This window comes from Maritimibacter sp. HL-12, assembly GCF_900177545.1.
Taxonomy (GTDB): domain Bacteria; phylum Pseudomonadota; class Alphaproteobacteria; order Rhodobacterales; family Rhodobacteraceae; genus Sinisalibacter.
The window spans coordinates 2,526,131-2,548,579 of record NZ_FXBQ01000001.1; the positions used below are offsets into that span (position 1 = coordinate 2,526,131).

Here is a 22,449-nt window from a genome sequence, read left to right on the forward strand (position 1 = left end):
AGCCATGCGCTATATTCGCTACGCTTTCCTCGCCGCGCTTGCGGCGGTGCTCGTCACGGTCGCGCTGGCGAACCGTGAAGCGGTGGTCCTGCGTCTCTTGCCCGAAGAGCTATCCGGCTTCCTCGGCCTGAGCTGGCAGGTTCAACTGCCGTTGTTCATCGTGATCTTCCTCGGCATCGTTGCCGGGATCGTCATCGGTTTCATCTGGGAATGGCTGCGCGAATACAAGCTGCGCGCCAAGGGCAAACGCGCCGAGCGCGCGGCGGTGCAGCTCTCGAAAGAGGTGCAGAGTCTCAAGCAGTCTTCTGCCAAACCCGGAGACGACGTGCTGGCGATGCTGGAGGACGGCCCGCGGGCGCGGTGATGGACGGGGTTCGTGTCAAGATCTGCGGGTTGACCCGGCCCGAGCACCTGCGTGCTGCCGTGGCGGCGGGGGCAGGCTATGTCGGCCTCGTGTTCTTTCCGAAATCGCCGCGCAATGTGAGCCTCGAAGCGGCCGCGGCGCTGGCGCTCGAGGTGCCGCCCGGCGTGGCCAAGGTGGCGCTGGTGGTGGACCCGGACGATGCGCTGCTCGACCAGATCACCGCGCAGGTGCCGATCGATATGCTCCAGTTGCACGGGGGAGAAAGCCCGGCGCGCGTCGCCGCGATTCGCGCCCGCTATGGCCTGCCGGTGATGAAGGCGGTGGGAATCGCCGAGGCGTCCGATCTTGAAAAGCTCGATACCTACCTGCCGGTCGCCGACCAGATCCTCGTTGACGCCAAGCCGCCGAAGGGGGCGGAAGTGCCCGGTGGCATGGGTGTGCCCTTCGACTGGCGGTTGATCGCCGGGCGACACTGGTCGAAGCCCTGGATGCTTGCGGGCGGGCTGACGGCGCAGAACGTGGGCCTTGCCGTGAAACTCACGGGCGCGCGACAGGTCGATGTCTCGTCCGGCGTCGAAAGCGCGCCGGGGGTGAAGGATGAAGCCTTGATCCGCGCCTTCCTCGGCGCGGTCGCATGATCCGCTGGCGCGCAGGCCGGCGGCAGGATGTGGCCGCGGTGGTCGCGATGCTGGCCGACGACATGCTCGGGGCGACCCGCGAGCGCGCCGGGTTGGGGGCCTACCTCGCCGCGTTCGACGCAATGGCGCAAGAGGGCAACAACCACCTGATTGTGGGCGAAAGATCGGGCGAACTGGTTGCCAGCTACCAGATCACCTTCATTTCGGGCCTGTCTCTTGGCGCGGCCCGGCGGGCGCAAATCGAGGCGGTTCGGGTTGGCCGTGCAGCGCGCGGGCAGGGGGTCGGGGGCGTGCTCCTGGCCGATGCCGAGACGCGCGCGCGGGCGGCGGGCTGCACGCTTCTGCAACTCACCTCCAACGCCACACGGCAAGACGCATTGAGGTTCTACGAGGCGCAGGGCTTCGCGGCCTCCCACGTCGGGTTCAAGAAGGCGCTCGGCCCGGGTTGACCGGCTGTTCACCAACTTGCGGCAGGTGACCGGTCGCCGGGCCCGTGCCCGCGTCCGTGCTTGCCCCGCGCCGCGCCAGCCATTAGACCGAACCCGACCAACCGGGAGCGCAGACCATGGCCGACGATCTTTTCAATTCCTTCATGACCGGCCCCGACGAGAATGGCCGGTTCGGCGATTTCGGCGGGCGTTTCGTCTCCGAAACGCTGATGCCGCTGATCCTCGATCTTGAAGCGGAATACGAGAAAGCCAAGGACGACGCCGAGTTCTGGGCCGAGATGGACGATCTGTGGACGCATTACGTCGGCCGCCCCAGCCCGCTCTATTTTGCTCAGCGCCTCACCGAGCACCTTGGCGGTGCCAAGGTCTACCTCAAACGTGACGAGCTCAATCACACCGGCGCGCACAAGATCAACAACGTGCTGGGCCAGATCATTCTCGCCCGCCGCATGGGCAAGACCCGGATCATCGCCGAAACCGGGGCGGGCCAGCACGGCGTGGCCACCGCGACGGTCTGCGCCAAGTTCGGCCTGCAATGCATCGTCTACATGGGCGCGCATGACGTCGAGCGGCAGGCCCCCAACGTCTTTCGCATGAAGTTGCTCGGGGCCGAGGTGGTGCCCGTGACCTCCGGGCGCGGCACGCTCAAGGACGCGATGAACGACGCGCTGCGCGACTGGGTGACCAACGTGCGCGATACCTTCTACTGCATCGGCACGGTGGCGGGGCCGCACCCCTACCCGGCGATGGTGCGCGATTTCCAGTCGATCATCGGCAAGGAAGCCAAGGAGCAGATCCTGAAGGCCGAGGGCCGGCTGCCCGATACGCTCATCGCGGCGATCGGTGGCGGTTCGAACGCGATGGGGCTGTTCTACCCGTTTCTTGATGACAAGGACGTGGCGATCATCGGCGTCGAGGCCGGCGGCAAGGGTGTGACCGAGAAGATGGAGCATTGCGCGAGCCTCACCGGGGGACGCCCCGGCGTGTTGCACGGCAACCGCACTTACCTGCTTCAGGACGACGACGGCCAGATCCTCGAAGGCTACTCGATCTCGGCAGGGCTCGATTATCCCGGCATCGGGCCCGAGCATTCCTGGCTGCACGATATCGGCCGGGCCGAATACGTCGCGATCACCGATGCCGAGGCGCTGGAGGCGTTCAAGCTCCTGTGCAGCACCGAGGGGATCATCCCCGCGCTGGAACCTTCGCACGCGATGGCGCACGTCATCAAGATCGCCCCCGATCTGCCAAAGGATCACATCATCGTGGCCAATCTCTGCGGTCGCGGCGACAAGGACATCTTCACCGTTGCCAAGGCGCTCGGTACGGATATGTCCGGGCTGGTCTGAGCGGACGGCTCAGCGCCGCGGTCGCAGCGCGCGCATCAGGGTGGTGATCTCGCGGAAAACCGGGTCTTGCCCGATATCCTCGATCCGCACCGGCGCGCGGCGCTGCCAGTTGGGGTGCTGGTCGAGTGTGCCGGGCACGTTGGTTTGCGTCTCCGGGCCGACGAGATCGGCCAGCCGCACTCCGGCGAGCCGGGAAGGCGTTTGTGCGAGGAAGCGATGGGCGGCGGCGAGCACGCGCGGCGGCAGCTCGGCAGCCTCCCAGTCGCGGGCACCTTCGGGAAGCTGGCCCCCGTCAATGAAGGCATTCACCAGCGCCTGCCGCTCTTCGCCGCGCTTGGCGTCCTGCTCGGCGGCGTAATCGGGCGAGATCAGCCCGAAAATGCGCCGCGCGTCGATATCTTCCCCGCGCCACCAGCCTTTGAGCGTGGGCAGGTCGTGGGTCGAGAGGCAGGCGAGCGCCATTTCCGGCCAGGCCGCGGCGCGGATGAACAGCCCCCATTCCTGCTCGAAGTAGAGGATGCGATAGGCGAGGATATTGGCCCTGTGCATCGCCTCTCGAAAGCCCGGCGGCACGTAGCCGAGATCTTCCCCGATCATCACCGAGCCGTGGCTGCGGCTTTCCTCGGCCACCACCCGCAGCATGTCGGCGAAAGGATAGGCCATGTGCGTGCCGGCGCTGGCGGGCGCGCCTTCGGGAATCAGGAAAAGCTGGCGCAGAACCATGGCGTGGTCGATCCTGAGCGCGCCGGCGTGATCGAGCTGGGCCTTGATCAGCGCGCGCAGCGAGGCGTAATCCTCGGCTGCGAGCGTGGTGGGCGACAGGGCGGCAAGATCCCACATCTGGCCGTCTTGCGAAAACACGTCCGGCGGCGCGCCGACGACGACGCCGGGCAGGGCGAGCCCGGGCGTGCTCCAGGTGGCCGAGCCGTCGAGCGCCTCACCGACGGCGAGATCAAGGTAGAGCCCGATCCGCATCCCCGCTTCCTTCGCGATCCGCTGCGCGGCGGCGAGTTGGCGGTGGGCGATCCATTGCAGCCAGAGGTGAAAGCGCACGTCGCGGGCGTGGTGCTGCGCGAAAGCGGCCACCTCGGGGCTTTCGGGGTTTCGGAATGCCTCGGGCCATGTCCGCCATCCCGCCTCGAAACCCTGCGCCACCATCTCGAACGAAAGCGCCTCGAACAGCGCGTGGCGGGCAAGAGCCTCGCCGCCCTCGGCACAGTAGGCGTCGAAATCGGTTTCGGGATGGTCGGGGCCAAAAGGGCTTTCGGCAAACACCGCGCGCAGGCCCTTGAGCTTCAGCGTCGCAACGGCCAGGTAGTCGATCAGCACGGCCGCTTCGACGCGCGCGCGCGCCGCCTCATCGCGAGGCGCCGCGCCCGGCAGCGCATCCATCGCGATGTAGAGCGGGTTGAGGAAACGCCGGTTCGAGGGCATGAACGGGCTGCGCCGGTCGGGGGCGGCAAGAAAGAGCGCGTGCACCGGGTTGATTCCGAGAAAATCCGCCCCCGCCTCGGCGGCGATGCGGGCGAGCCGGGCAAGGTCGCTGAAATCGCCGATGCCCCAGGAGGCCTCCGAGCGGAGTTCGTAGAGCTGGCAGAACAGCCCCCAAGTTGGCGCGTGAGTGAGCCAGTCGGGCAGGGCGCAACGCGCGTCGGGCTGGCGGTGAAAATCCGGCACCCCGGCGGCATCCGGGGGCGCGGCCTCGGTCACCCCGATCGCTGCCAGCAAGGCGCGCTTGGTGTCATCGGGCACCTCGCGCTCGCCGTAATGCGTGGTGATCCCGGCGGCCCAACACAGGGCGTTCAATGTGTCGCGGTCCATCGGGAAATCTCCAGAACTGGCATCTGCCTGCCCCGATAGGCGAGACAAGGAGCGATGTGAAGCGGCATTCGCCTTTCAGAGCGCGTATTGCTGAAGCACGTCGAGCGGCACCACTTCGAGTGCGCGGATATGGGTGGCCTCGAGCCGGACCCGGGGGGCACAGCCCTCGTCATGGGCCTGCAGGAAGCGCGCGGCAACGACGCACCACTGATCGCCGGGCTTGAGGCCCGGGAAGTCCCACTCCGGGCGGGGCGTGCTGAGATCGTTGCCGACGTATTTCTGGAACGCCAGAAACTCCGCCGTCATCACCGCGCAAACGGTGTGGCGGCCAAGATCGGCATCGCAGGTGTTGCAATGCCCATCGCGAAAGAAGCCGGTCACGGGATCGTCTGAACAGGCAAGCAGGGTGCCACCAAGCACGTTGAGCGGCCGGTCGGGAACCGGTTTCATTGCATCTCCTCCACGATTGCACGCAAGACTGCGATGTTTTCGCTTTGCACCCCGGGGGCGAGAAAGCCGGTATCGGCGGAATTGACGGCGACGACCACCCCCGCGCCGCGGTCGATCCAGATGAACTGGCCGTAGACACCTTGGGCAAAGACCTCGCCAGGACGGCCATCGTTGGGCAGCCACCATTGGTAGCCATAGCGCGGTCGCTCGCCCGGGGCGCTCTCGGCGGTCATCTCCATCACCCAGTTTTCCGGCACCACCTGATCCTCGCCCCAGCGCCCGCCCTGAAGGATGAGCTGGCCAAACCGGGCGTAATCGCGGGTGGTGAGGTTGAGCCCGCCGAGCACGAATGCCACGCCCTCGCCGTCGGTGAGGTAATAGGGGGCGGCCTCCAGTCCGAGCGGGGCGAAGAGGTGTTTGGCCATCAGCTCGGGCACGCTCTGCCCGGTGGCACCGCGCAGCACCATGCCGAGCACGTGGGTGTCGATCGAGACGTACTGGAACGCCGTGCCCGGTTCACCCCGACGCTCGGTGAGGCTGGCGGCGAATTCGTCGAGCGAGCCGCCGAGCGCGATCACCCGGCCCATGCGGTTGATGTCGGACCAGTAATCCGCGTAATCCTCGTCGAAAGCCACGCCCGAGGCCATGTTCAGCACGTTACGGATGCTGGCCCCGTCATAGGCCGACCCGGTCAGCGCGGGGGCGTATTTCGTCACCGGATCGTCGAGCGAGGCGATGCTGCCATTTTCCACGAAGATGCCGAAGAGCGCGGCGAGGAAGCTCTTGGCGACCGACCAGCTCACCCGCAGATCGTCGCGCCCGGTGCCGAGGTAGTAATCCTCGAACACCACCTCGCCGCGCCTCAGCACCACCAGCGCGGTGACGTCGCGCGCCGCGACCCAGGCCTCGATCTCGGGCGTCAGCGCGGCGGGTCGGGGCGCGCGGCGCAGGGGGTCGGCGGGCAGCGGCGCAAGCGCCATCGGCGCGGTATGAAACATCGTGCCCATGTTCGAGAAATTGCCGACGATCCTGTTGGGCTCGAACAGCGTGTTGACCGCGAGGAGACGGGCGATCTCCTCGCGCTTGGCCGCGCCCGCCAGCGCCAGCACTGCCACGAGGGCGGCGAGGGCGATCAGGATCGGGCGCGCGCGCATGTCAGAGCCGGTTGTGCGTGCCGTCGCACATCGGGGCCTTCAGGCTGTGCTTGCAGCCGCAGAAAAACACCTTCTTCGAGGCTTCGGCGGTGAATTTGACCGGCGAAAGTCCGGTGCCCTTGTGTGAGCCGTCGCAGAACGGCTGGGTTTTCGAGCGGCCACAGGCGCACCAGAAATAGGATTTTCCAACCTCCACATCGACGCCGTAGGGCGATTTCTGGGCGATCTCGGGGGTTTCGGTCATGTGGTCGTCCTCGTTGCCATGGGTTTGTGCAAGGTATTACGGTGCGGATCGGCGGGCGGTTTCCAATCAACCCAACGACCATGAAAATCGACCCGGCCGAGCTTGTGGGTGCGCCCGCCGGGCCAGACCGTGAGCTCGATCGGCGCGCCTTCGCCCTTGCGCGCATCGCCTTCCATCGAAAGCCGGGCGAGGGGGGCGTCGCGGGTGGCGCGGCGGCCGGCCTCTTCGAAGGCGTCAAGACAGGTGTTGCAGGTGTCGTCGGAAAAGTACTGCCAGGCCACGGTATGGCTGACGAGGTGGATCGCGCCGGGCTGTGCCGTCGCGAGCCGCCGGGTGAGCCAACTGCCGGCATCGGACCGGTCGACGGGGGCTTCGGCGATCTCGATGGCAGCGCGGGTGCGCTCGATCCGCCAAGGTTGGTCGGGCCAGAGATAGGACGTCAGCCGCAGGGCATCGCCCGGGTCGTGCGGGTCGAGCGGGGCGATATCCACCCCGCGCCGATCGATCACCTCGATCTCGGCTTCGGACAGGCAGGGGCCGCGCCACTCGGGATCGAGCCGCACGCCGGAGGTGCGCGGCCCGAAGATGCCACAGGCCAGATCGAGGCGGAAACGGTCCCACATCAGGTTGAGTCCGGCCGATGCGCCCAGTTCGGAGGCGACGAAGCGCGAGAGGCCGAACCGGCTGGCCAGCCAGTGCGCGGCGGCGATCATCACCGCGGCGCGGCGCACCTCGTTGGTTTGCGGCGGCAAATCGAGCCAGCGCATCAGGGTTTCTGGGTGACGAGCCATTGCCGTTTCGATCGCGGCGGCGAGGGTGGCATCGTCCGGGCGCGGGTTCGGCGGGTAGCAGGCGGCAAGTTCGGGGCAATCGCCCGTGAGCACCAGCGCGTGCAGTCCGCCGAGAAAGCGCAAGGGCAACGACGCGCCACGGTTGCCGATATCGCCCTGCCAGCCGCGCATCCGGTCAACCACCGGGTTGCCGGGGGCAAGACGTGCGGCGGTGAGGGTCAGCACCCGCGCGGTGAAGGGAGAGCCGAGCGCCCGGTTGGAGCGGGCCTGGTCGAGAAAGGCGTCTTCGAGCATCAACGGAACTTGTCCACCAGTTTCTGAAGGGGAGAGCGGGTATCCTGGCGCGCAGGCGCGGGCTCCGGGGCCCTGGGCGCGGGCGGCGGTTTCGCGGCGGCCTTGCCCGGGGTGGTGCGCAGGGCCACGGCGTTGGAAAACTTCGCACCATCGCCCTCGGCCAGGTGCACCGCCCCGTCGGAGATGCCGCGCATCAGATCGTCGAGCCAGTCGGCATCGGCCTTGGCGAAATCGGTCAGCACGAAATGCGCCACGCGGTCCTTGTGGCCGGGGTGGCCGATCCCGAGCCGCACCCGGGCGTAATCGGGGCCGATGTGGCCGTGGATCGAGCGCAGACCGTTGTGCCCGGCGTGCCCGCCGCCCTGCTTGAGCCTGAGCTTGCCGGGCGCGAGATCAAGCTCGTCGTGAAACACCGTCACGTCGCCCGGCTCGAGCTTGAAGAACCGCATCGCCTCGCCCACCGATTGTCCCGAGAGGTTCATGAAGGTTTCGGGCTTGAGCAGCACCACGCGTTCGCGCCCGAGCCGCCCCTCGCTGAGTTGGCCCTGGAACTTCGCCCGCCACGGCGCGAACCCGTGATCCTCGGCGATCCGGTCAACGGCCATGAAGCCGATGTTGTGCCGGTTGCGCGCATATTTCGCGCCCGGATTGCCGAGACCGACAAAGAGTTTCATGGCCCCTCCGGCTGGACTTTCGCACCCCGCACCCTAAGGTCGGGCAGGGACAAACTAGGCGAGCCCGAAGGGAATGCCAAGGCGACGGGTAAAGGGCGGATGGAATGGCGCGTTACGAGGTGCACGGGGTCAAGCTCAGGGTGCCGGGCAAGGCGATGAACGCCGGGCTCAGGCAGGCTCTGGAGAACGGAAATTACGAGTGGAACGAACGGCTTGCCCTCACCCGTCACGTAACGCCCGAGGACCGGGTGCTCGATATCGGCGCGGGCGTGGGTTTCATCTCGTCGATTGCGGCGCAGGCGGTTGGCGGCGCGCAGGTGGTTTCGGTCGAGGCGTCGCCGCTGTTGCAGGAGGTTCTGCGCAGCAACCTCGACGATAACGGCGCACAGGCCGCGCGTCTGGTGCACGCCGCCGTGGTGCCCGACAGCCACGACGGCGAGACCGTCACCTTCGCCGTCACCGGCGCATTCTGGGCCTCGGCGCTCGCCGGGCACGAAACCGGCAAGGCAGAGATCGTCACGGTTCCGGCGGTCAAGCTCTCGGCGTTGCTGGAAGCGCACCAGCCGACGATCGTGGTGATGGATGTGGAGGGTGCGGAGGTCGAGTTTTGCGAGCAGGATTGGCCCGCCTGCGTGCGGCTCCTGATCCTCGAGATCCACACCTCGAAATATCCGCCCGCCGTGGTCAAGCGGATCTTCGACGGGTTTTCGGCGCAGGGCTTCACGATCATGCCCTGGGGCACGCGCGGCGAGGTGATCACCCTGCAACGGGTTTATGACGAGAGCGGGGCTGTGCTGCGCTGATCCGGCCGCCGGGCAGCACGCCCCTGCGTGCCCACCGGAACGGCACCAGACGACGAGACCCGGGGCCTTCGCTTGTCAGGCGTTCGCAACCAACCAGCCGACGTAGCCGACATAGGCGATCAGCAGGGCGGCACCTTCGCGGCGTGAAACCTGCCAGCCGGTGAAGGCCAGCACGACCAGCGCGAGCGTTGCGGCGAGCATCGTGCCGATATCGAAGGCGGCAATCTCTGTGGGCACCGTGATCGGGTGCACAAGCGCCGTCACGCCGAGGATGCCGAGAATGTTGTAGATGTTCGAGCCGACGACGTTGCCGAATGCGATATCGCCCTGCCGGCGCACTGCCGCGATGACAGCGGTTACAAGCTCGGGCAGCGAGGTGCCGACGGCGACGATGGTGAGCCCGATCAGCGCGTCGGATACACCCAGGCCGGCGGCGAGGTCGACGGCGCCGCTGACCAGCAGGCGCGCGCCGACGATGGTTGTGGCGATGCCCGCGAGGGCCAGAAGCGCGGGACGCGCAATCCCGCCGGCCGGCACGGGTTCGGGCGCGGCGTCCACAACCGGACCGCGGCTTTCGGACCGGAAAGCCACGACGATGTAGGCCACGAGTCCGCCCAGCAGGAAGGCGCCCGCGATCCGCGTGAGTTCGCCGTGGAGGACGAGTGCGGCCCCGGCGAGCGTGGCAAGCGACAGCGCCGCGGCATCGCGCCAGAACGCTTTCGGTGACACCGCGACCGGCATGATCAGGGCGGCAACGCCGAGGATCAGGAGAATGTTGGCGATATTCGACCCGACCACGTTGCCGATGCTGATCCCGGGCGCGCCGGAGAAGGCCGCATCGAGCGAGGTGACAAGCTCAGGCGTGGAGGTGCCGAAACCCACGACCGTAAGGCCAACGAGCAGGGGCGAAATGCCCAGTCGCGTGGCCAGCGTCACCGCCCCGCGCACCAGGATGTCACCGCCGGCAACAAGCAGAACAAGCCCGGCAATAATGAAGACGAAGGTCATTGTCCAATCCTCTGGTGCGCCGATCCATCATCGTCGCGAGATTGGCAAATCGGTGCAGGCACCGATGCTTTCAAGCCCCTGTCAATCGTGGCTGTGGGCCAGTTCCGGCACATCCGTAGCCCCCGCCGAACCGCGGCCCGAAAGCGAGGGATATTCCATGAAGAAGCGGTGGCAGTTGAAGGGCGTGTCGTTGCCGGTGAGATCGGGGCGCTTGAACGAGCCATCGGGCTGCATCACCCAGCTTTGCGCCTCGTCGTGCAGGTTCGCGGCCATGACCTGGCTCACGATCTGGGCCTTCACCGTGGCGTTCGTTACCTCTACCAGCGTTTCCACCCGGCGGTTGAGGTTGCGCCCCATCCAGTCAGCCGACGAGATATAGACCTTCGCCTTCTTCGACGGCAGCCCGTGGCCGTTCCCGAAGCAGACGATCCGGCTGTGCTCGAGAAAACGTCCGACGATCGACTTCACCCGGATGTTTTCCGAAAGCCCCTTGATCCCCGGTCTCAGCCCGCAAATGCCGCGCACCACGAGGCTGATCTTCACGCCCTTCTGGCTCGCGGCATAGAGCGCGTCGATCACGTCGGGCTCGATCAGGCTGTTCATCTTCGCCCAGATTTCGGCCGGTTTGCCCTCTTCGGCATACTTGGCCTCCTTCGCGATCTTTTCGATCAGTGTCGACTTCAACGTGAGCGGGCTGATCGCGAGCTTTTCGAGCTTGTCGGGCTGGGCGTAGCCGGAGAGGTAGTTGAACACCCGGGTGGCATCGCGCCCGAGCGCCGGGTCGCAGGTGAAAAGGCTGAGGTCGGTGTAGATCTTCGCGGTGATCGGGTGGTAGTTGCCGGTGCCGAAATGGGTATAGGTCACGAGGTCATCGCCCTCGCGGCGCACCACCGTCGAGATCTTGGCGTGGGTCTTGTAGTTCATGAAGCCATAAACCACGTGCGCGCCGGCCCGCTCCAGCCGGCGCGACTGGCGGATATTCGCGGCCTCGTCGAAACGGGCCTTGAGTTCAACCAGCGCGGTGACGCTCTTGCCCGCCTCGGCGGCCTCGCAAAGCGCCGAGACGATGGAGGAATCCCGGCTGGTGCGATAGAGCGTCTGCTTGATCGCGACCACGTCGGGGTCCTGGGCCGCCTGGGCGAGAAAGCGGACCACCAGATCGAAGGTCTCGTAAGGATGGTGCAGCAGCATGTCCTTCTGGCGGATCGCGGCGAACATGTCGCCGCCGTGATCCTCGATCCGCTCCGGCACCCGCGGCATGTAGGACGGCCAGAGCAGGTCGGGCCGCTCATCGAGCACCAGTTCGGCAAGATCGGCCATGCCGATCAGCCCCTCGACCTCGACAATCTCTTCTTCGGTGACGTGCAATTCGCGCGCGACAAGGGCGCGCAGGTCTTCGGGCGCGCCGGTGCTGATCTTCATCCGCACCACCTCGCCGCGCCGCCGACGCTTGAGCGCGGTCTCGAACTCGCGCACGAGGTCTTCAGCCTCGTCCTCGACCTCGAGATCGCTGTCGCGCAGCACCCGGAACGCGCAGTTTCCCTTCTCGACATAGCCCGGAAACAGCGTGTCGAGGAACAGCAGCAGCAATTCCTCCAGCGGCAGGAACCGCGCCGCGCCCTCGGCCGCGGGAAGCCGCACGAAGCGATCGACCTGGTGCGGCACCGGCAGGAGCGCCTGAAGCTTGCGCTTGTCGGATTTTCGTTCGAGTTGCAGCGCGAGCGCGAAGCCGGTGTTGGGGATGAAGGGAAATGGGTGCGCCGGGTCGATCGCCAGCGGTGACAGCACCGGGAAGACACGCGCGAGGAAGACCTGTTCGAGATGGTCGCGATCCTCGGCCGACAGGGTCTCGCGGGTGCAGATCACGATGCCCTCGCGCTGCATCTCGCTCGAAAGCTGATCGAACACCACCTGCTGGTGCGCCATCAGCCGCCGCGCATCGGCGTTGATGAACACAAGTTGCTCGGCTGGCGTGAGGCCATCCATCGAGGGGGTGGTATTGCCCTCCTTGGCCAGTTCGCGCAGACCGGCGACGCGCACGGTATAGAACTCGTCGAGGTTGGTTGCCGAGATCGAGACGAAGCGCAGCCGCTCAAGGAGAGGAACGCGCGGGTTCTCGGCCTCTTCCAGCACCCGCCAGTTGAACCCGAGCCAACTCAGTTCGCGGTTGAAGAACCGCTTCGGCCCGGCGATCTCCTCGGGGTCGAGGGCAACCGGGGCGGGGAAGTCGGTTTCGAGGTAATCGGCACTGAGCGGGGCAGGGGATGTGTCGAGGGTCATGGTTCCGTATCGCGTGTTTTCGTAACGGTCAGGTGACGTTATGCGCCTTCACGGGGCGGAAATCCAGCGCGACCGGTCGGCAAAGTGTCGGCTTTGCGTCGGCGCGCGTGCCGGTATCGGGCGCACCTCGCCCGGCCCGCGCGGTCAGAACAACGCGTCCTGGGCCTCGATGATCTGGCGGGCGAGATCGCGGCTCACCGGCTTGCCCTCGGCCAGCGCCTTCTCGTCGAGCGCGGCGACGATCGCGCGCAGGGCGGCGAAGGAGCGGTCGATCCGGGGCAGGATGTAGCGGATCAGGGTTTCCGGCGGGTCGATCTGGCGGTCGGTGAAAAGCTTCACCAGCACCGCGGCCAGCAACGCCTCGTCAGGCGGCTCGATGGCCACGACCGGCGTGCCCTCCATCCGGCTTGCAAGGTCCGGCAGGCCGAGGCCCCAGCGGCTCGGCGCGGTGGCGGCGGTGACGAGCAGGTGACCGCCTTCCGCCAGCACGATGTTGTGAAGATGAAAGGCGACGGCTTCGGCGGTGCGATCGCCGGCCAGCATCTCGGCGTCTTCGAGCACCACGTTGCGCCCGGCCAGTGCCGCCGGATCGGCCGTGGCGAGGGCGTCCGCCGCCAGCACGTCTGCCCCGGCCTCCTCGGCCCAGAGCCCGGCGAGGTGGCTCTTGCCGGCACCGGCCGGGCCGATGAGCACGAGCTTGCGGCCCGGCCATCCGCGCCAGCCGTCGATCGCGCTGAGGGCCGCGGCATTGGCCTCGGAGACGAAGAAATCACGACGCCCGCGAGCCTCGCGCTGAGGAAGGTCGAAAGCGAGTTGGCGGGCCATGGTCAGGCGTCGTCCGCCGGCGTGTCGTCGTCCGGTCCGATCGTGAGCGAATTGTCCGACAGGCCCTTGTAGAGCCGGCCCTCCTTGTAGCGTTCGGCAAGGAAACGCACGATCACCCCCAGCGCGGCGGCCACCGGCACCGCCACCAGCATCCCGACGAAGCCGAAGAGCGAGCCGAAGGCGGCGAGCGCGAAGATCAGCCAGACCGGGTGCAGCCCGACCGAGGAGCCGACGAGATTGGGCGACAGGATGTTGCCCTCGAAGAACTGGCCCGCCATGAAGATGGCGACGACGCCGCCGATCATCCACCATTCGCCCCAGAACTGGAACAGCGCGAGCCCGATCGCGAGCACGCCGCCGACCAGCGCGCCGACGTAGGGAATGAAGCTGATGATCCCGGCGACGAAGCCGATCACCACGCCGAAATCGAGCCCGATCAGCATCAGCGCGATGGCGTAATAGGTGCCGAGGATCAGCCCGACGGTAACCTGGCCCCGGATGAAGCTCGCAAGAGTTTCGTCGATCTGCTTGGCAAGACGGCGGATCACCGGGGCGTGGTCACGCGGCAAAAGGTCGTCGATGGCGGCGGTCATGCGGTCCCAGTCGAGCAGCAGGTAGAAGGCGACGACGGGCACGATCACGATCAGGAGCACCACGCTGAGCACGTTGCGCGCCGAGGAAACCACTGCGTCGATCAATTCGCCGCCGCGTTCCTTGATGGTCTCGCCGAGGGTGTCGAGCGACTGGCGCAGGATCGAGCCTTCATCCATCGACGAGGGGAATCGCTCGGTCAGGAAAGCCTGCATGTCTCGCGCGACAGAGGGGGCGACATTGACCAGCGCGACCGACTGGTTCACCAGCGTCGGCACCACCAGCAGGGCGGCGGCGGCAAACACGAGCACCGCGATGAGGGTGATCACCACGGTCGCGAGGATCCGGTTCAGCCCGAGCCGTTCCAGCCGGTCCGCCACCGGGTCGAGAAAATAGGCCACCGCGCCGCCAAGAACGAATGGCAGCAGAACGTCGCCGAGAAACCAGAGCACGGCGAGAAACAGGGCGGCGGCGAGGCCCCAGTATTTCATCTGTGTCCCAACCGGCAGAGCCATGCGATCCCTCGTGAACCTCTGCCCCCGTCATCGCCTTTTTGAACCGGGTGCGCAAGGCTTCAGCGCGTCGGGAGGCCAAGGCCGCGGGCAAGGGCGGCCGTCATCCGGGCGAGGTAATCGCGGGTGACGGGCGCGCTGGGGGCGGCTGTCGTGAAACCGTGAAACCCGCCCGCCACAACGAAAAGTTCGGCTTCCACCCCGGTCACTTTCATGCGTCTGGCAAAGGCCACGGTCTCGTCATGGAACAGATCGGCGGTGCCCACCCCGAGCCAGGTCGCAGGCAGGTTGCTCAACGCGCTGGTGCTGGCGCGGGCCGCCGAGGCCGTGGCCGGGACCGGTCCGCAGAGCCCGTCGAGATAGGCCGACCAGCCAAACCGATTGGCGGCTGCGCTCCACATCCGAAGACTTGCCGGGTCGGGGTCAGGGCGGGACCGCGTGGCCTCGTCGAGCATCGGCTCGTGCAGCAGCAGGAAGGCAGGCTTCGGTCCATCGCCAGTGGCGGCACGCAATGCAAGGCATGCGGCAAGCCCACCGCCCGCGCTGTCTCCGCCAAGGGCGATGCGGGTTGCATCGACGTCCGGCCGGCGCGCAAGCCAGTCCAGCGCCGCGGCGAGGTCATCCAGTGCGGCAGGATAGCGGTCATCCGGCGCCAGCCGATAGGCAGGCGCGGCCACGATGATGCCAAGCTCCTTGGCGAAGCCGGCGCAGCGCCTTTCCTCGAAGCGCGGGTCGCCGATCACCAACCCGCCGCCATGGATCCACAACAGCGCCGGCGTTGGCACCGAGACCGGGTTTGCCGGACGATGCAACTGAAGGCGCCGGCCGTTTTCCAGGTGCAGGGTGTCCGAAGTACGTGGCAGGAGCGGCGCCACGAGGCGGAACAGCAGGCGCACAAGGCGGAAGCTGCGCGGTGACACGACAGAGCGTGGCAAGAAGCGCGCGATCCGCAGGTCGGGATGAAAGGCTGTGCCCTTGGTCATGTCACGGCCAGAATGGGGCAAGCGCCCAGGCAGGCAAACAAAAAAAAGGGCGCGGACCCTGAGGAGATGGTCCGCGCCCATGGTCGGGCGGCTGGAAGGGGAAGGCCGCCCGGAACCGTCAGTGGCAGGCCGGCCGGTCGCCCGGCAGCAGAACCTTGTCGATCACGTGGATCACGCCGTTGTCGGCCATGATGTCGGCGATCACGACTTTGGCGCTTTCACCCGATCCATCGGCGATCGACACGCCCGACGCATCCTTGGTGATGCAGAGGCGGTGCGAGGTGAGGACTGGCTTGAAGTAATTCGAGCCCTGCGGGATCATCCCGGCGGTGAGCTTGCGATCATCGACGTGGTAGAGCAGCACGTTGGTAAGCTGGCCCTTGTTCTCGGGCTTGAGCAAGGTCTCGACGGTGCCGGCCGGCAGCGCGGCGAAGGCGTCATTCACCGGCGCGTAGACGGTGAACGGGCCCGGGCCGGACAGGGTTTCGGCAAGCCCGGCGGCGGTCACGGCGGCGACGAGGGTGGAAAATCGCTCGTCGGCGGCGGCGATCTCGACGATCGTGTCGGCTTTCGCGACCGAGGCGGTCGCAGCGGTGAACGCCAGTGCGGCGACCGCAGTCTTGAAGATGGATTTCATCGGTTTCTCCCTGGAAATCGGCTGCGCAGTCGCTGCGAGCCCGTTGAGGCGACCGGGGCGCGGGTTCCGCCCCGGTCATGGCGCGGCGAGCGGATGCCGCGCCGCAGGCAAGGCTCAGCAGTCGACGTCGTTGCCCGGCAGGATCACCTTGTCGATCACGTGGATCACGCCGTTGGAAGCTTCGATATCGGCAATCACCACGTTGGCCATGGTGCCCGAACCGTCGTCGAGCATCACGCCGCCATCGAGGGTGACGCAGACGTTGGCGCCGTCGAGCGCGGTGGGAACCGCCGAGGTGCCGACCGCGATGTCGCCCGACATCACCTTGCCCGAGACCACGTGGTAGAGCAGCACGTTGGTCAGATCGCCCTTGGCTTCGGGCTGCAGCAGGCCCTCGACGGTGCCCTCGGGCAGCGCCGCGAAAGCGTCATCGGTCGGGGCGAACACGGTGAACGGGCCTTCGCCCGACAGCGTCTCGACGAGGTCGGCGGCGGTCACGGCCGCGACGAGGGTGGTGAAGCGGTCGTCACCGGCGGCGATATCGACGATGGTGCCCATCTCGCCGTGGTTGTCGGCGAGCGCGGCCGAACCGGCGAAGGCGATGGCGGTGGCGGCGAGGGTGGACTTGACGTTGAACATCTGTATTCCTCCTGAAGGTTTGTTGGACAGATGCGAGACCTACGCGGCGGGGTCGCAGGCAGGATCACCGCTCTCACGACAGCGTGACACACCGTGATTGACCGGGTATCGCCGGCAGGCCTGGTCGCCGCCCTTGCCCGACCGCCTGCGCCCGGCTAAGGATGCCCGCGATGTGAAACCCCAGCCAGGTGAGGCCCCCATGCGTCTGTCGCGCTACTTTCTGCCGGTTCTGAAGGAAACGCCTGCCGAGGCGCAGATCGCCTCGCATCGGCTGATGCTGCGGGCAGGGATGATCAAGCAGCAGACGGCGGGGATCTATTCCTGGCTGCCGATGGGCTTCAAGGTGCTGCGCAAAATCGAGAACATCGTGCACGAGGAGCAGATCCGCGCGGGCCATATCCCGATGCTGATGCCGACGCTGCAACCGGCCGACCTCTGGCGCGAATCCGGCCGTTACGACGATTACGGCGAGGAAATGCTGCGCATCCGCGACCGCCACGGGCGCGACATGCTCTACGGGCCCACCAACGAGGAGATGATCACCGACATCTTCCGCGCGCACGTGGGCAGCTACAAGGATCTGCCGCTGACGCTCTATCACATCCAGTGGAAATTTCGCGACGAGATCCGCCCGCGATTCGGTGTGATGCGGGGCCGCGAATTCTTCATGAAGGACGGCTACAACTTCGATCTCGACTATGACAGCGCGATGCACGCCTACAACCGCCACATGGTGAGCTACCTGCGCACCTATGAGCGGATGGGGCTTCAGGCGATCCCGATGCGGGCCGATAGCGGGCCGATCGGCGGCGACGACACCCACGAGTTCCTGGTGCTGGCCGAGACCGGCGAGTCGGAAGTGTTCTACGACAGCGCGATCACCGATCTGCGGCTTGGGAGCCGCGAGATCGACTATGACAACTGGGACGAGGTCGCCGCGATCTGCAAGGAATGGACGACGCCCTACGCCCGGACCGACGAAACCCACGATGCGGCGCTGTTCGAGGCGATCCCCGACGACCGGCGCAAGACCTCGCGCGGCATCGAGGTGGGGCAGATCTTCTACTTCGGCACCAAGTATTCCGAGCCGATGGGGGCGACGGTGCAGGACAGCGAGGGCAACAAGGTCGCCGTTCACATGGGCAGCCACGGCATCGGCGTGTCGCGCCTGGTGGGCGCGATCATCGAGGCCAACCACGACGAAAAAGGTATCATCTGGCCCGAGGGGGTGACGCCGTTCCATGTCGGTATCGTCAACCTCAAGCAGGGCGACGCCGAGGCCGACGCGGCTTGCGAAGGCCTCTACGCCGCCCTCACCGCGGCCGGGCTGGAACCGCTCTATGACGACCGCGAGGAGCGCGCGGGGGCGAAATTCGCCACCATGGACCTGATCGGCGTGCCCTGGCGGATCACCGTCGGCCCGCGCGGGCTGAAGGCGGGCGTGGTGGAACTGACCTCGCGGCGCAGCGGCGAAAGCGAGGAACTGGCACCGGACCTCGCGGTGGCGCGTCTGAAAGAGATCTACGCGGGCCATCTGTGAGCCTTTGACGGCGCAGGCCTCGGCGAACCCCTGCCCGGCGTCCGCCGCCGCGCTTGACCGGCGCGGTTCGGACCCGCAATGTAAAGAAAAAGTCAGGGCGAAAAGGGCAGTCCATGCGCATTCTGGCATTGGCGGGGGGCATTGCGGGCGCCGTGGCGCTATCGCAATTCCCGGCGTTCTCGCAGCAATATGTCCAGCGCCTCTCCGGCGCGGTGGACGAGTTGCGCGCGGTCACCATCGCTTTCGACACCACAGCGCGGGTGGCGGGGCTGAGCCGCGAGGAGGCGCTTGACGTCATGGGTGGTTCCGAGTTCCAGAACCGGTTGCGTGACGACATGCGCACGCGGATCTACCGCTACGAGCGGCTCAACGCCGATTACCAGGCGCTGGCCGCTGCTGCCCCCCTCGAACGCCTCAGCCGCGCCTGGCGCTTCCGCGACGCCGACCTTGCGCGCCGGACATGGGACGATTTCGAGCCTGCGGTGCCGGTGACCAGCGAAGGGGCGATCCTGGCGGGGATCGGTTTTGCCGGGGGCTGGGGATTTGTCAGCCTGATCCTCGGCCTTGCGCTCAAACCAATTCGTCGCCGGGCGTAGCCGCTGCCGGGACAGGCGCTGCCCGGATCAAGGCACCGGAATGGTGCGCCTTCGGCGCGCTCCTTTGTCTCGGCCCCGTCCTTGCGGACGGGGCCTCGGGGGGCCTCCGGCGGGAGTATTTGCCCCAGGAAAAGGTCAGCCGATCTCGGCGAGGCGGGCGAGGGCCTCGCGCAGCTTGCCCGCTTCGTCTTCGCGCTGGGCGAGGTTGTCGCGAGCTTCGGCGACGACCTCTTCGGGCGCGCTTTCGGCGAACTTGGGATTGTCGAGTCGGGCTTTCAGCCCGCCGATTTCCTTTTGAAGCTTGCCAAGGCTTTTCTCCAGCCGGGCCTTTTCCTCGCCGACGTCGATGATGTCGGCCAGCGGCAGGGCGAAGGTGGCGCCCTCGGCAGGGATGGTGACGCAGCCTTTCGGCAGGTCGGCCAGATCGGTGAGGCTGTCGATCCGGGCCATGCGCATGATCAGGGTCTCGTTCGCGGCCCAGGCGGCGCGCGCGGCATCGTCGCTTTGCTGCCGGATCACCGGGATTTTCAGCCCTGCGGGGACGTGCATCTGGGCGCGGGCCGAGCGGATATCCTCGATCAGCCGGATCACCCAGTTCATTTCGCGGTCGGCGCTGTCGTCGATCAGGCCAGCGCCGTAGGTCGGCCAGTCGGCGTGGGCGAGTAGGGTGTCACGCGCGGCGATCTGGCCCCAAAGCTCCTCGGTGATGAAGGGCATGACCGGGTGCAGCAGGATCAGGCACTGGTCGATCACCCAGGCCATGGTGGCGCGGGTTTCGGTGGCGACGGTGGGATCTTCGCTGGCAAGCAGCGGCTTGGAGAACTCCACGTACCAGTCGCAGACCTTGCCCCAGACGAAGGTGTAGAGGCCGTTTGCGGCGTCGTTGAAGCGGTAGGCGGCGAGCGCCTCGTCGACAGCCTCGCGGATGCGGGCGGTTTCGCCGACGATCCAGCGGTTCACGGTTTGCCGGGCGGAGGCCGGGTCGAAACCCGCGACCGGTTTGCAGTCGTTCATCTCGGCGAAGCGGGCGGCGTTCCAGAGCTTGGTGCCGAAGTTGCGGTAGCCCTTGATGCGCTCTTCGGAAAGCTTGAGCACGCCGCCGATGGCGGCCATCGAGGCATTGGTGAAGCGCAGCGCGTCGGCACCGTATTCGTCGATGATTTCCAGCGGGTCGATGACGTTGCCGGTGGTCTTCGACATCTTCTTGCCCTTCTCGTCGCGCACGAGCTGGTGCAGGTAGACGGTGTGGAAGGGCACTTCGCCGGTGACCGCGAGCTGCATCATCATCATCCGGGCGACCCAGAAGAAAAGGATGTCGAAACCGGTGATGAGCACGTCGGTGGGGAAGTATTTCTCCATCTCCGGCGTCTGCTCGGGCCAGCCCAGCGTGCCGATCGGCCAGAGCCCCGACGAGAACCAGGTGTCGAGCACGTCGGGTTCGCGCCAGACCGGGTAGACCAGTCGGGTCGGGTCCTGGTTGATGACGTAATCGGCGAGGCTCTCGGCCAGCATCTCGACAGCCGCGGCCTTGCCTTCGACCTCGACGACCCGGGCATGGGCCAGTGGCGGCGGGGTGTCGGCGTTGTCATCGAGGAAGCGGTCTTTCACCGCGTCGAAGCTGGCGGCGCAATGGTAGACCTCGCCGAGGTTGACCAGCCCGCCGTCGAGGAACATCCGCAGCACGTCGAGATGGTCGATCTCGCCGTCGTCGTAGACATCGCCCTCGTAGGACAGATCGAGCCCGTACCAGACCGGGATCTGGTGGCCCCACCAGAGCTGACGCGAGATGCACCAGGGTTCGATGTTCTCGAGCCAGTGGAAATAGGTCTTCTCGCCCGAGGCGGGGATGATCCGGGTGCGGCCGTCGCGCACGGCGTCGAGCGCGGGGCCCACCACCTTCTCGGCATCGACGAACCACTGGTCGGTGAGCATCGGCTCGATCACCACCTTGGAGCGGTCGCCGAAGGGCTGCATGATCGGCTTGGATTCGACGTAAGGCACGTTGTTGCCTTCCTCGTCGAGCGCGGTGACCGCGAGGCCCTCCGCGTTGATCTCCTCGATGATCCGTTTGCGCGCCTCGAACCGGTCGAGCCCGCGCAGGTGGTCGGGCACGAGGTTGAGCGTGTCGACTTCCTCGATCGAGAAGGCAGCACCGCCGGCGATGGCCTGGGCGCGGTGGGCGCAGGCCTCGTAGGACAGCCCGTCGTCGCGCATGTGGCCGCGCGTGTCCATCAGCCGGTACATCGGGATGCCGTTCCGGCTGGCCACGCCGTAGTCGTTGAAGTCATGCGCGCCGGTGATCTTCACCGCGCCCGAACCGAAGTCCGGGTCGGGGTAGTCGTCGGTGATGATCGGGATCAGGCGGCGGTGCTCGCGCGGGCCCACCGGGATCTCGCAGAGCTTGCCGACGATCGGGGCATAGCGCGCGTCGGAGGGGTGCACCGCCACCGCGCCGTCGCCCAGCATGGTTTCGGGCCGGGTGGTGGCGATGGAAATGTAGTCGCGCTCCTCCTTGAAGATGACGTTGCCGTCTTCGTCCTTCTCGACGTAGGTGTAGGTTTCACCGCCCGCGAGCGGGTACTTGAAGTGCCACATGTGGCCGGCAACCTCGATGTTCTCCACCTCGAGATCGGAGATCGCGGTTTCGAAATGCGGGTCCCAGTTGACCAGCCGCTTGCCGCGGTAGATCAGCCCCTTCTCGTACATGTCGACGAAGACCTTGATCACCGCGTCGTGGAAATCGGGCGAGTTCTCGTGGCCAATGCGCGGATCGCCGGGGGCGCCGGCCATGGTGAAGGCGTTGCGCTCCCAGTCGCAGGAGGCGCCGAGGCGTTTGAGCTGCTCGACGATGGTGGAGCCGTATTTGCCCTTCCATTCCCAGACCTTGGCGAGAAAGTCGGCGCGGCTCATGTCGGTGCGGCGGATGTTGCTCTCGGCCTTGAGCATCTTTTCCACCTGCAACTGCGTGGCGATGCCGGCATGGTCCTGCCCCGGTTGCCACAGCGTGTCGAATCCGCGCATCCGGTGCCAGCGCACGAGGATGTCCTGCAGGGTGTTGTTGAAGGCGTGGCCGACGTGGAGCGCGCCGGTGACGTTGGGCGGCGGGATCATGATGGTGAAGGCGGGCAGGCCGGGCTTGGCGTTGGCCCCGGCGCGGAAGGCGTGGGCGGCCTCCCAGGCGGCGGAGATGCGCGGTTCGGCGGTGGCGGCGTCGAAGGTCTTTTCCATGGCCATGGGATCTCGCGTCCTCGTCCTTGTTTGCCCCGGTGTTTATCGAAGGCGGGCCGCGAGGGAAAGCCGTTTGGCCGGGGTTTGACGGCAGCGCGTCAGTTGCGCCGGTCGATCCGGGTGGAGAGATGGATCAGGCTTTCCGAGCCGCGCACACCGTCGAGCGCGCCGATCCGGTCGAGCGTGTCGTCAAGCTCCGCCGTCGAGCGCGCGGCGAGACTCAGGATCATGTCGAAGCGGCCGGAGGCGGTATGGGCGGCCTCGACCCCGGACATCGCTTTCAACCGGGTGAGCACCGTGGCCGTGGCGCGCGGTTCCAGCGTAAGCAGGACGGTGGCGCGGATCGCTGCACGGCCTGCACTTTCACCAAGCCTGAGGGCATAGCCCGCGATCACCCCGCGCGCCTCCAGCCGGTCGATGCGCGCCTGCACGGTGGAGCGCGCGAGGCCAAGCTTGCGCGCCAGCGTGGCCACCGGGGTGCGGGCGTTCTCCGCGAGAAGGTGCAGAAGGGCGGTGTCGGTTTCGTCCATATGTCGGTTCCTTCGGCGATATGACGCCAAAATGTCGCAGATTCGCCAC

Annotated in this window: 22 protein-coding genes; 7 read left to right on the forward strand and 15 right to left on the reverse strand. The window is 66.9% G+C overall.

Translation table 11 applies throughout. The annotated features are described in order from the left end of the window. Positions 1-4: 4 nt before the first annotated feature. The 4 genes from B9Y97_RS12675 to trpB all read left to right on the forward strand — a co-directional run bounded on the left by B9Y97_RS12675 (position 5) and on the right by trpB (position 2,800). On the forward strand, positions 5-364 hold the full coding sequence (locus B9Y97_RS12675) for a LapA family protein (protein ID WP_085527078.1): 360 nt from the start codon (positions 5-7) through the stop codon (positions 362-364). After that, the gene (locus B9Y97_RS12680; RefSeq protein WP_085527079.1) at positions 364-1,002 is read left to right on the forward strand and encodes a phosphoribosylanthranilate isomerase; all 639 of its coding nucleotides are present in this window, start codon (positions 364-366) and stop codon (positions 1,000-1,002) included. Before B9Y97_RS12675 ends, B9Y97_RS12680 begins: the two co-directional genes overlap by 1 nt. Then, positions 999-1,451, forward strand: a complete 453-nt coding sequence (locus tag B9Y97_RS12685; RefSeq protein WP_085527080.1) for a GNAT family N-acetyltransferase — start codon at positions 999-1,001, stop codon at positions 1,449-1,451. The genes B9Y97_RS12680 and B9Y97_RS12685 overlap by 4 nt, the downstream gene beginning before the upstream one ends. Before the next feature lie 116 nt (positions 1,452-1,567). Beyond that, positions 1,568-2,800 carry a tryptophan synthase subunit beta gene (gene trpB, locus B9Y97_RS12690; protein ID WP_085527081.1) on the forward strand — a complete coding sequence of 411 codons (1,233 nt, stop codon included), beginning with the start codon at positions 1,568-1,570 and terminating at the stop codon, positions 2,798-2,800. A gap of 9 nt (positions 2,801-2,809) precedes the next feature. On the opposite strand, the gene malQ is transcribed toward trpB, so the two are convergent. The 6 genes from malQ to pth form a co-directional block, all read right to left on the reverse strand. Next, the gene (gene malQ / locus B9Y97_RS12695; protein ID WP_085527082.1) at positions 2,810-4,621 is read right to left on the reverse strand and encodes a 4-alpha-glucanotransferase; all 1,812 of its coding nucleotides are present in this window, start codon (positions 4,619-4,621) and stop codon (positions 2,810-2,812) included. Positions 4,622-4,696: 75 nt separating this feature from the next. Then, entirely contained in the window at positions 4,697-5,071 is a 375-nt protein-coding gene (locus tag B9Y97_RS12700; protein ID WP_085527083.1) for a DUF2237 family protein, read from the reverse strand. Then, complete coding sequence (locus B9Y97_RS12705; RefSeq protein ID WP_085527084.1) at positions 5,068-6,225, reverse strand: serine hydrolase domain-containing protein; 1,158 nt, start codon at positions 6,223-6,225, stop codon at positions 5,068-5,070. The genes B9Y97_RS12700 and B9Y97_RS12705 overlap by 4 nt, the downstream gene beginning before the upstream one ends. Before the next feature lies 1 nt (position 6,226). Continuing rightward, complete coding sequence (locus B9Y97_RS12710; RefSeq protein ID WP_085527085.1) at positions 6,227-6,469, reverse strand: CDGSH iron-sulfur domain-containing protein; 243 nt, start codon at positions 6,467-6,469, stop codon at positions 6,227-6,229. Further along, positions 6,466-7,554 (reverse strand): DUF2332 domain-containing protein, encoded by a 1,089-nt coding sequence (locus tag B9Y97_RS12715; RefSeq protein WP_176224367.1) that lies wholly within the window; start codon positions 7,552-7,554, stop codon positions 6,466-6,468. The genes B9Y97_RS12710 and B9Y97_RS12715 overlap by 4 nt, the downstream gene beginning before the upstream one ends. Then, positions 7,554-8,228, reverse strand: a complete 675-nt coding sequence (pth, locus tag B9Y97_RS12720; protein WP_085527087.1) for an aminoacyl-tRNA hydrolase — start codon at positions 8,226-8,228, stop codon at positions 7,554-7,556. The genes B9Y97_RS12715 and pth overlap by 1 nt, the downstream gene beginning before the upstream one ends. Positions 8,229-8,332: 104 nt before the next feature. On the opposite strand from pth, the gene B9Y97_RS12725 reads away from it, so the two are divergent. Further along, positions 8,333-9,031 carry an FkbM family methyltransferase gene (locus tag B9Y97_RS12725; protein ID WP_085527088.1) on the forward strand — a complete coding sequence of 233 codons (699 nt, stop codon included), beginning with the start codon at positions 8,333-8,335 and terminating at the stop codon, positions 9,029-9,031. Between the two features lie 75 nt (positions 9,032-9,106). Here B9Y97_RS12725 and B9Y97_RS12730 read toward each other — a convergent pair whose 3' ends face one another. The 7 genes from B9Y97_RS12730 to B9Y97_RS12760 form a co-directional block, all read right to left on the reverse strand. After that, positions 9,107-10,039, reverse strand: coding sequence for a calcium/sodium antiporter (locus B9Y97_RS12730; protein WP_085527089.1), 933 nt, complete (start codon positions 10,037-10,039; stop codon positions 9,107-9,109). Positions 10,040-10,120: 81 nt separating this feature from the next. Next, positions 10,121-12,319, reverse strand: a complete 2,199-nt coding sequence (locus B9Y97_RS12735) for an RNA degradosome polyphosphate kinase (RefSeq protein WP_085527090.1) — start codon at positions 12,317-12,319, stop codon at positions 10,121-10,123. 144 nt (positions 12,320-12,463) lie between these two features. Further along, positions 12,464-13,144 (reverse strand): P-loop NTPase family protein, encoded by a 681-nt coding sequence (locus B9Y97_RS12740; protein ID WP_085527091.1) that lies wholly within the window; start codon positions 13,142-13,144, stop codon positions 12,464-12,466. A gap of 2 nt (positions 13,145-13,146) precedes the next feature. Beyond that, a complete protein-coding gene (locus B9Y97_RS12745; RefSeq protein WP_085527092.1) occupies positions 13,147-14,250 on the reverse strand; it encodes an AI-2E family transporter in 1,104 nt (367 codons plus the stop codon). Between the two features lie 59 nt (positions 14,251-14,309). After that, the gene (locus tag B9Y97_RS12750) at positions 14,310-15,230 is read right to left on the reverse strand and encodes an alpha/beta hydrolase fold domain-containing protein (protein WP_085527093.1); all 921 of its coding nucleotides are present in this window, start codon (positions 15,228-15,230) and stop codon (positions 14,310-14,312) included. Between the two features lie 118 nt (positions 15,231-15,348). Beyond that, positions 15,349-15,867 carry a fasciclin domain-containing protein gene (locus tag B9Y97_RS12755; RefSeq protein ID WP_085527094.1) on the reverse strand — a complete coding sequence of 173 codons (519 nt, stop codon included), beginning with the start codon at positions 15,865-15,867 and terminating at the stop codon, positions 15,349-15,351. Positions 15,868-15,981: 114 nt separating this feature from the next. Continuing rightward, the gene (locus B9Y97_RS12760; protein WP_085527095.1) at positions 15,982-16,506 is read right to left on the reverse strand and encodes a fasciclin domain-containing protein; all 525 of its coding nucleotides are present in this window, start codon (positions 16,504-16,506) and stop codon (positions 15,982-15,984) included. A gap of 199 nt (positions 16,507-16,705) precedes the next feature. Here B9Y97_RS12760 and proS point away from each other — a divergent pair, with 199 nt between their 5' ends. Continuing rightward, the gene (proS, locus tag B9Y97_RS12765; RefSeq protein ID WP_085527096.1) at positions 16,706-18,046 is read left to right on the forward strand and encodes a proline--tRNA ligase; all 1,341 of its coding nucleotides are present in this window, start codon (positions 16,706-16,708) and stop codon (positions 18,044-18,046) included. A gap of 113 nt (positions 18,047-18,159) precedes the next feature. After that, positions 18,160-18,642: a DUF2937 family protein gene (locus B9Y97_RS12770; protein WP_085527097.1), complete on the forward strand. Its 483-nt coding sequence runs from the start codon at positions 18,160-18,162 to the stop codon at positions 18,640-18,642. A gap of 135 nt (positions 18,643-18,777) precedes the next feature. Here B9Y97_RS12770 and B9Y97_RS12775 read toward each other — a convergent pair whose 3' ends face one another. Both B9Y97_RS12775 and B9Y97_RS12780 read right to left on the reverse strand, forming a co-directional pair. Then, entirely contained in the window at positions 18,778-21,876 is a 3,099-nt protein-coding gene (locus tag B9Y97_RS12775; protein ID WP_085527098.1) for a valine--tRNA ligase, read from the reverse strand. A gap of 92 nt (positions 21,877-21,968) precedes the next feature. Next, positions 21,969-22,400: an Lrp/AsnC family transcriptional regulator gene (locus B9Y97_RS12780; RefSeq protein ID WP_085527099.1), complete on the reverse strand. Its 432-nt coding sequence runs from the start codon at positions 22,398-22,400 to the stop codon at positions 21,969-21,971. Positions 22,401-22,449: the final 49 nt, after the last annotated feature.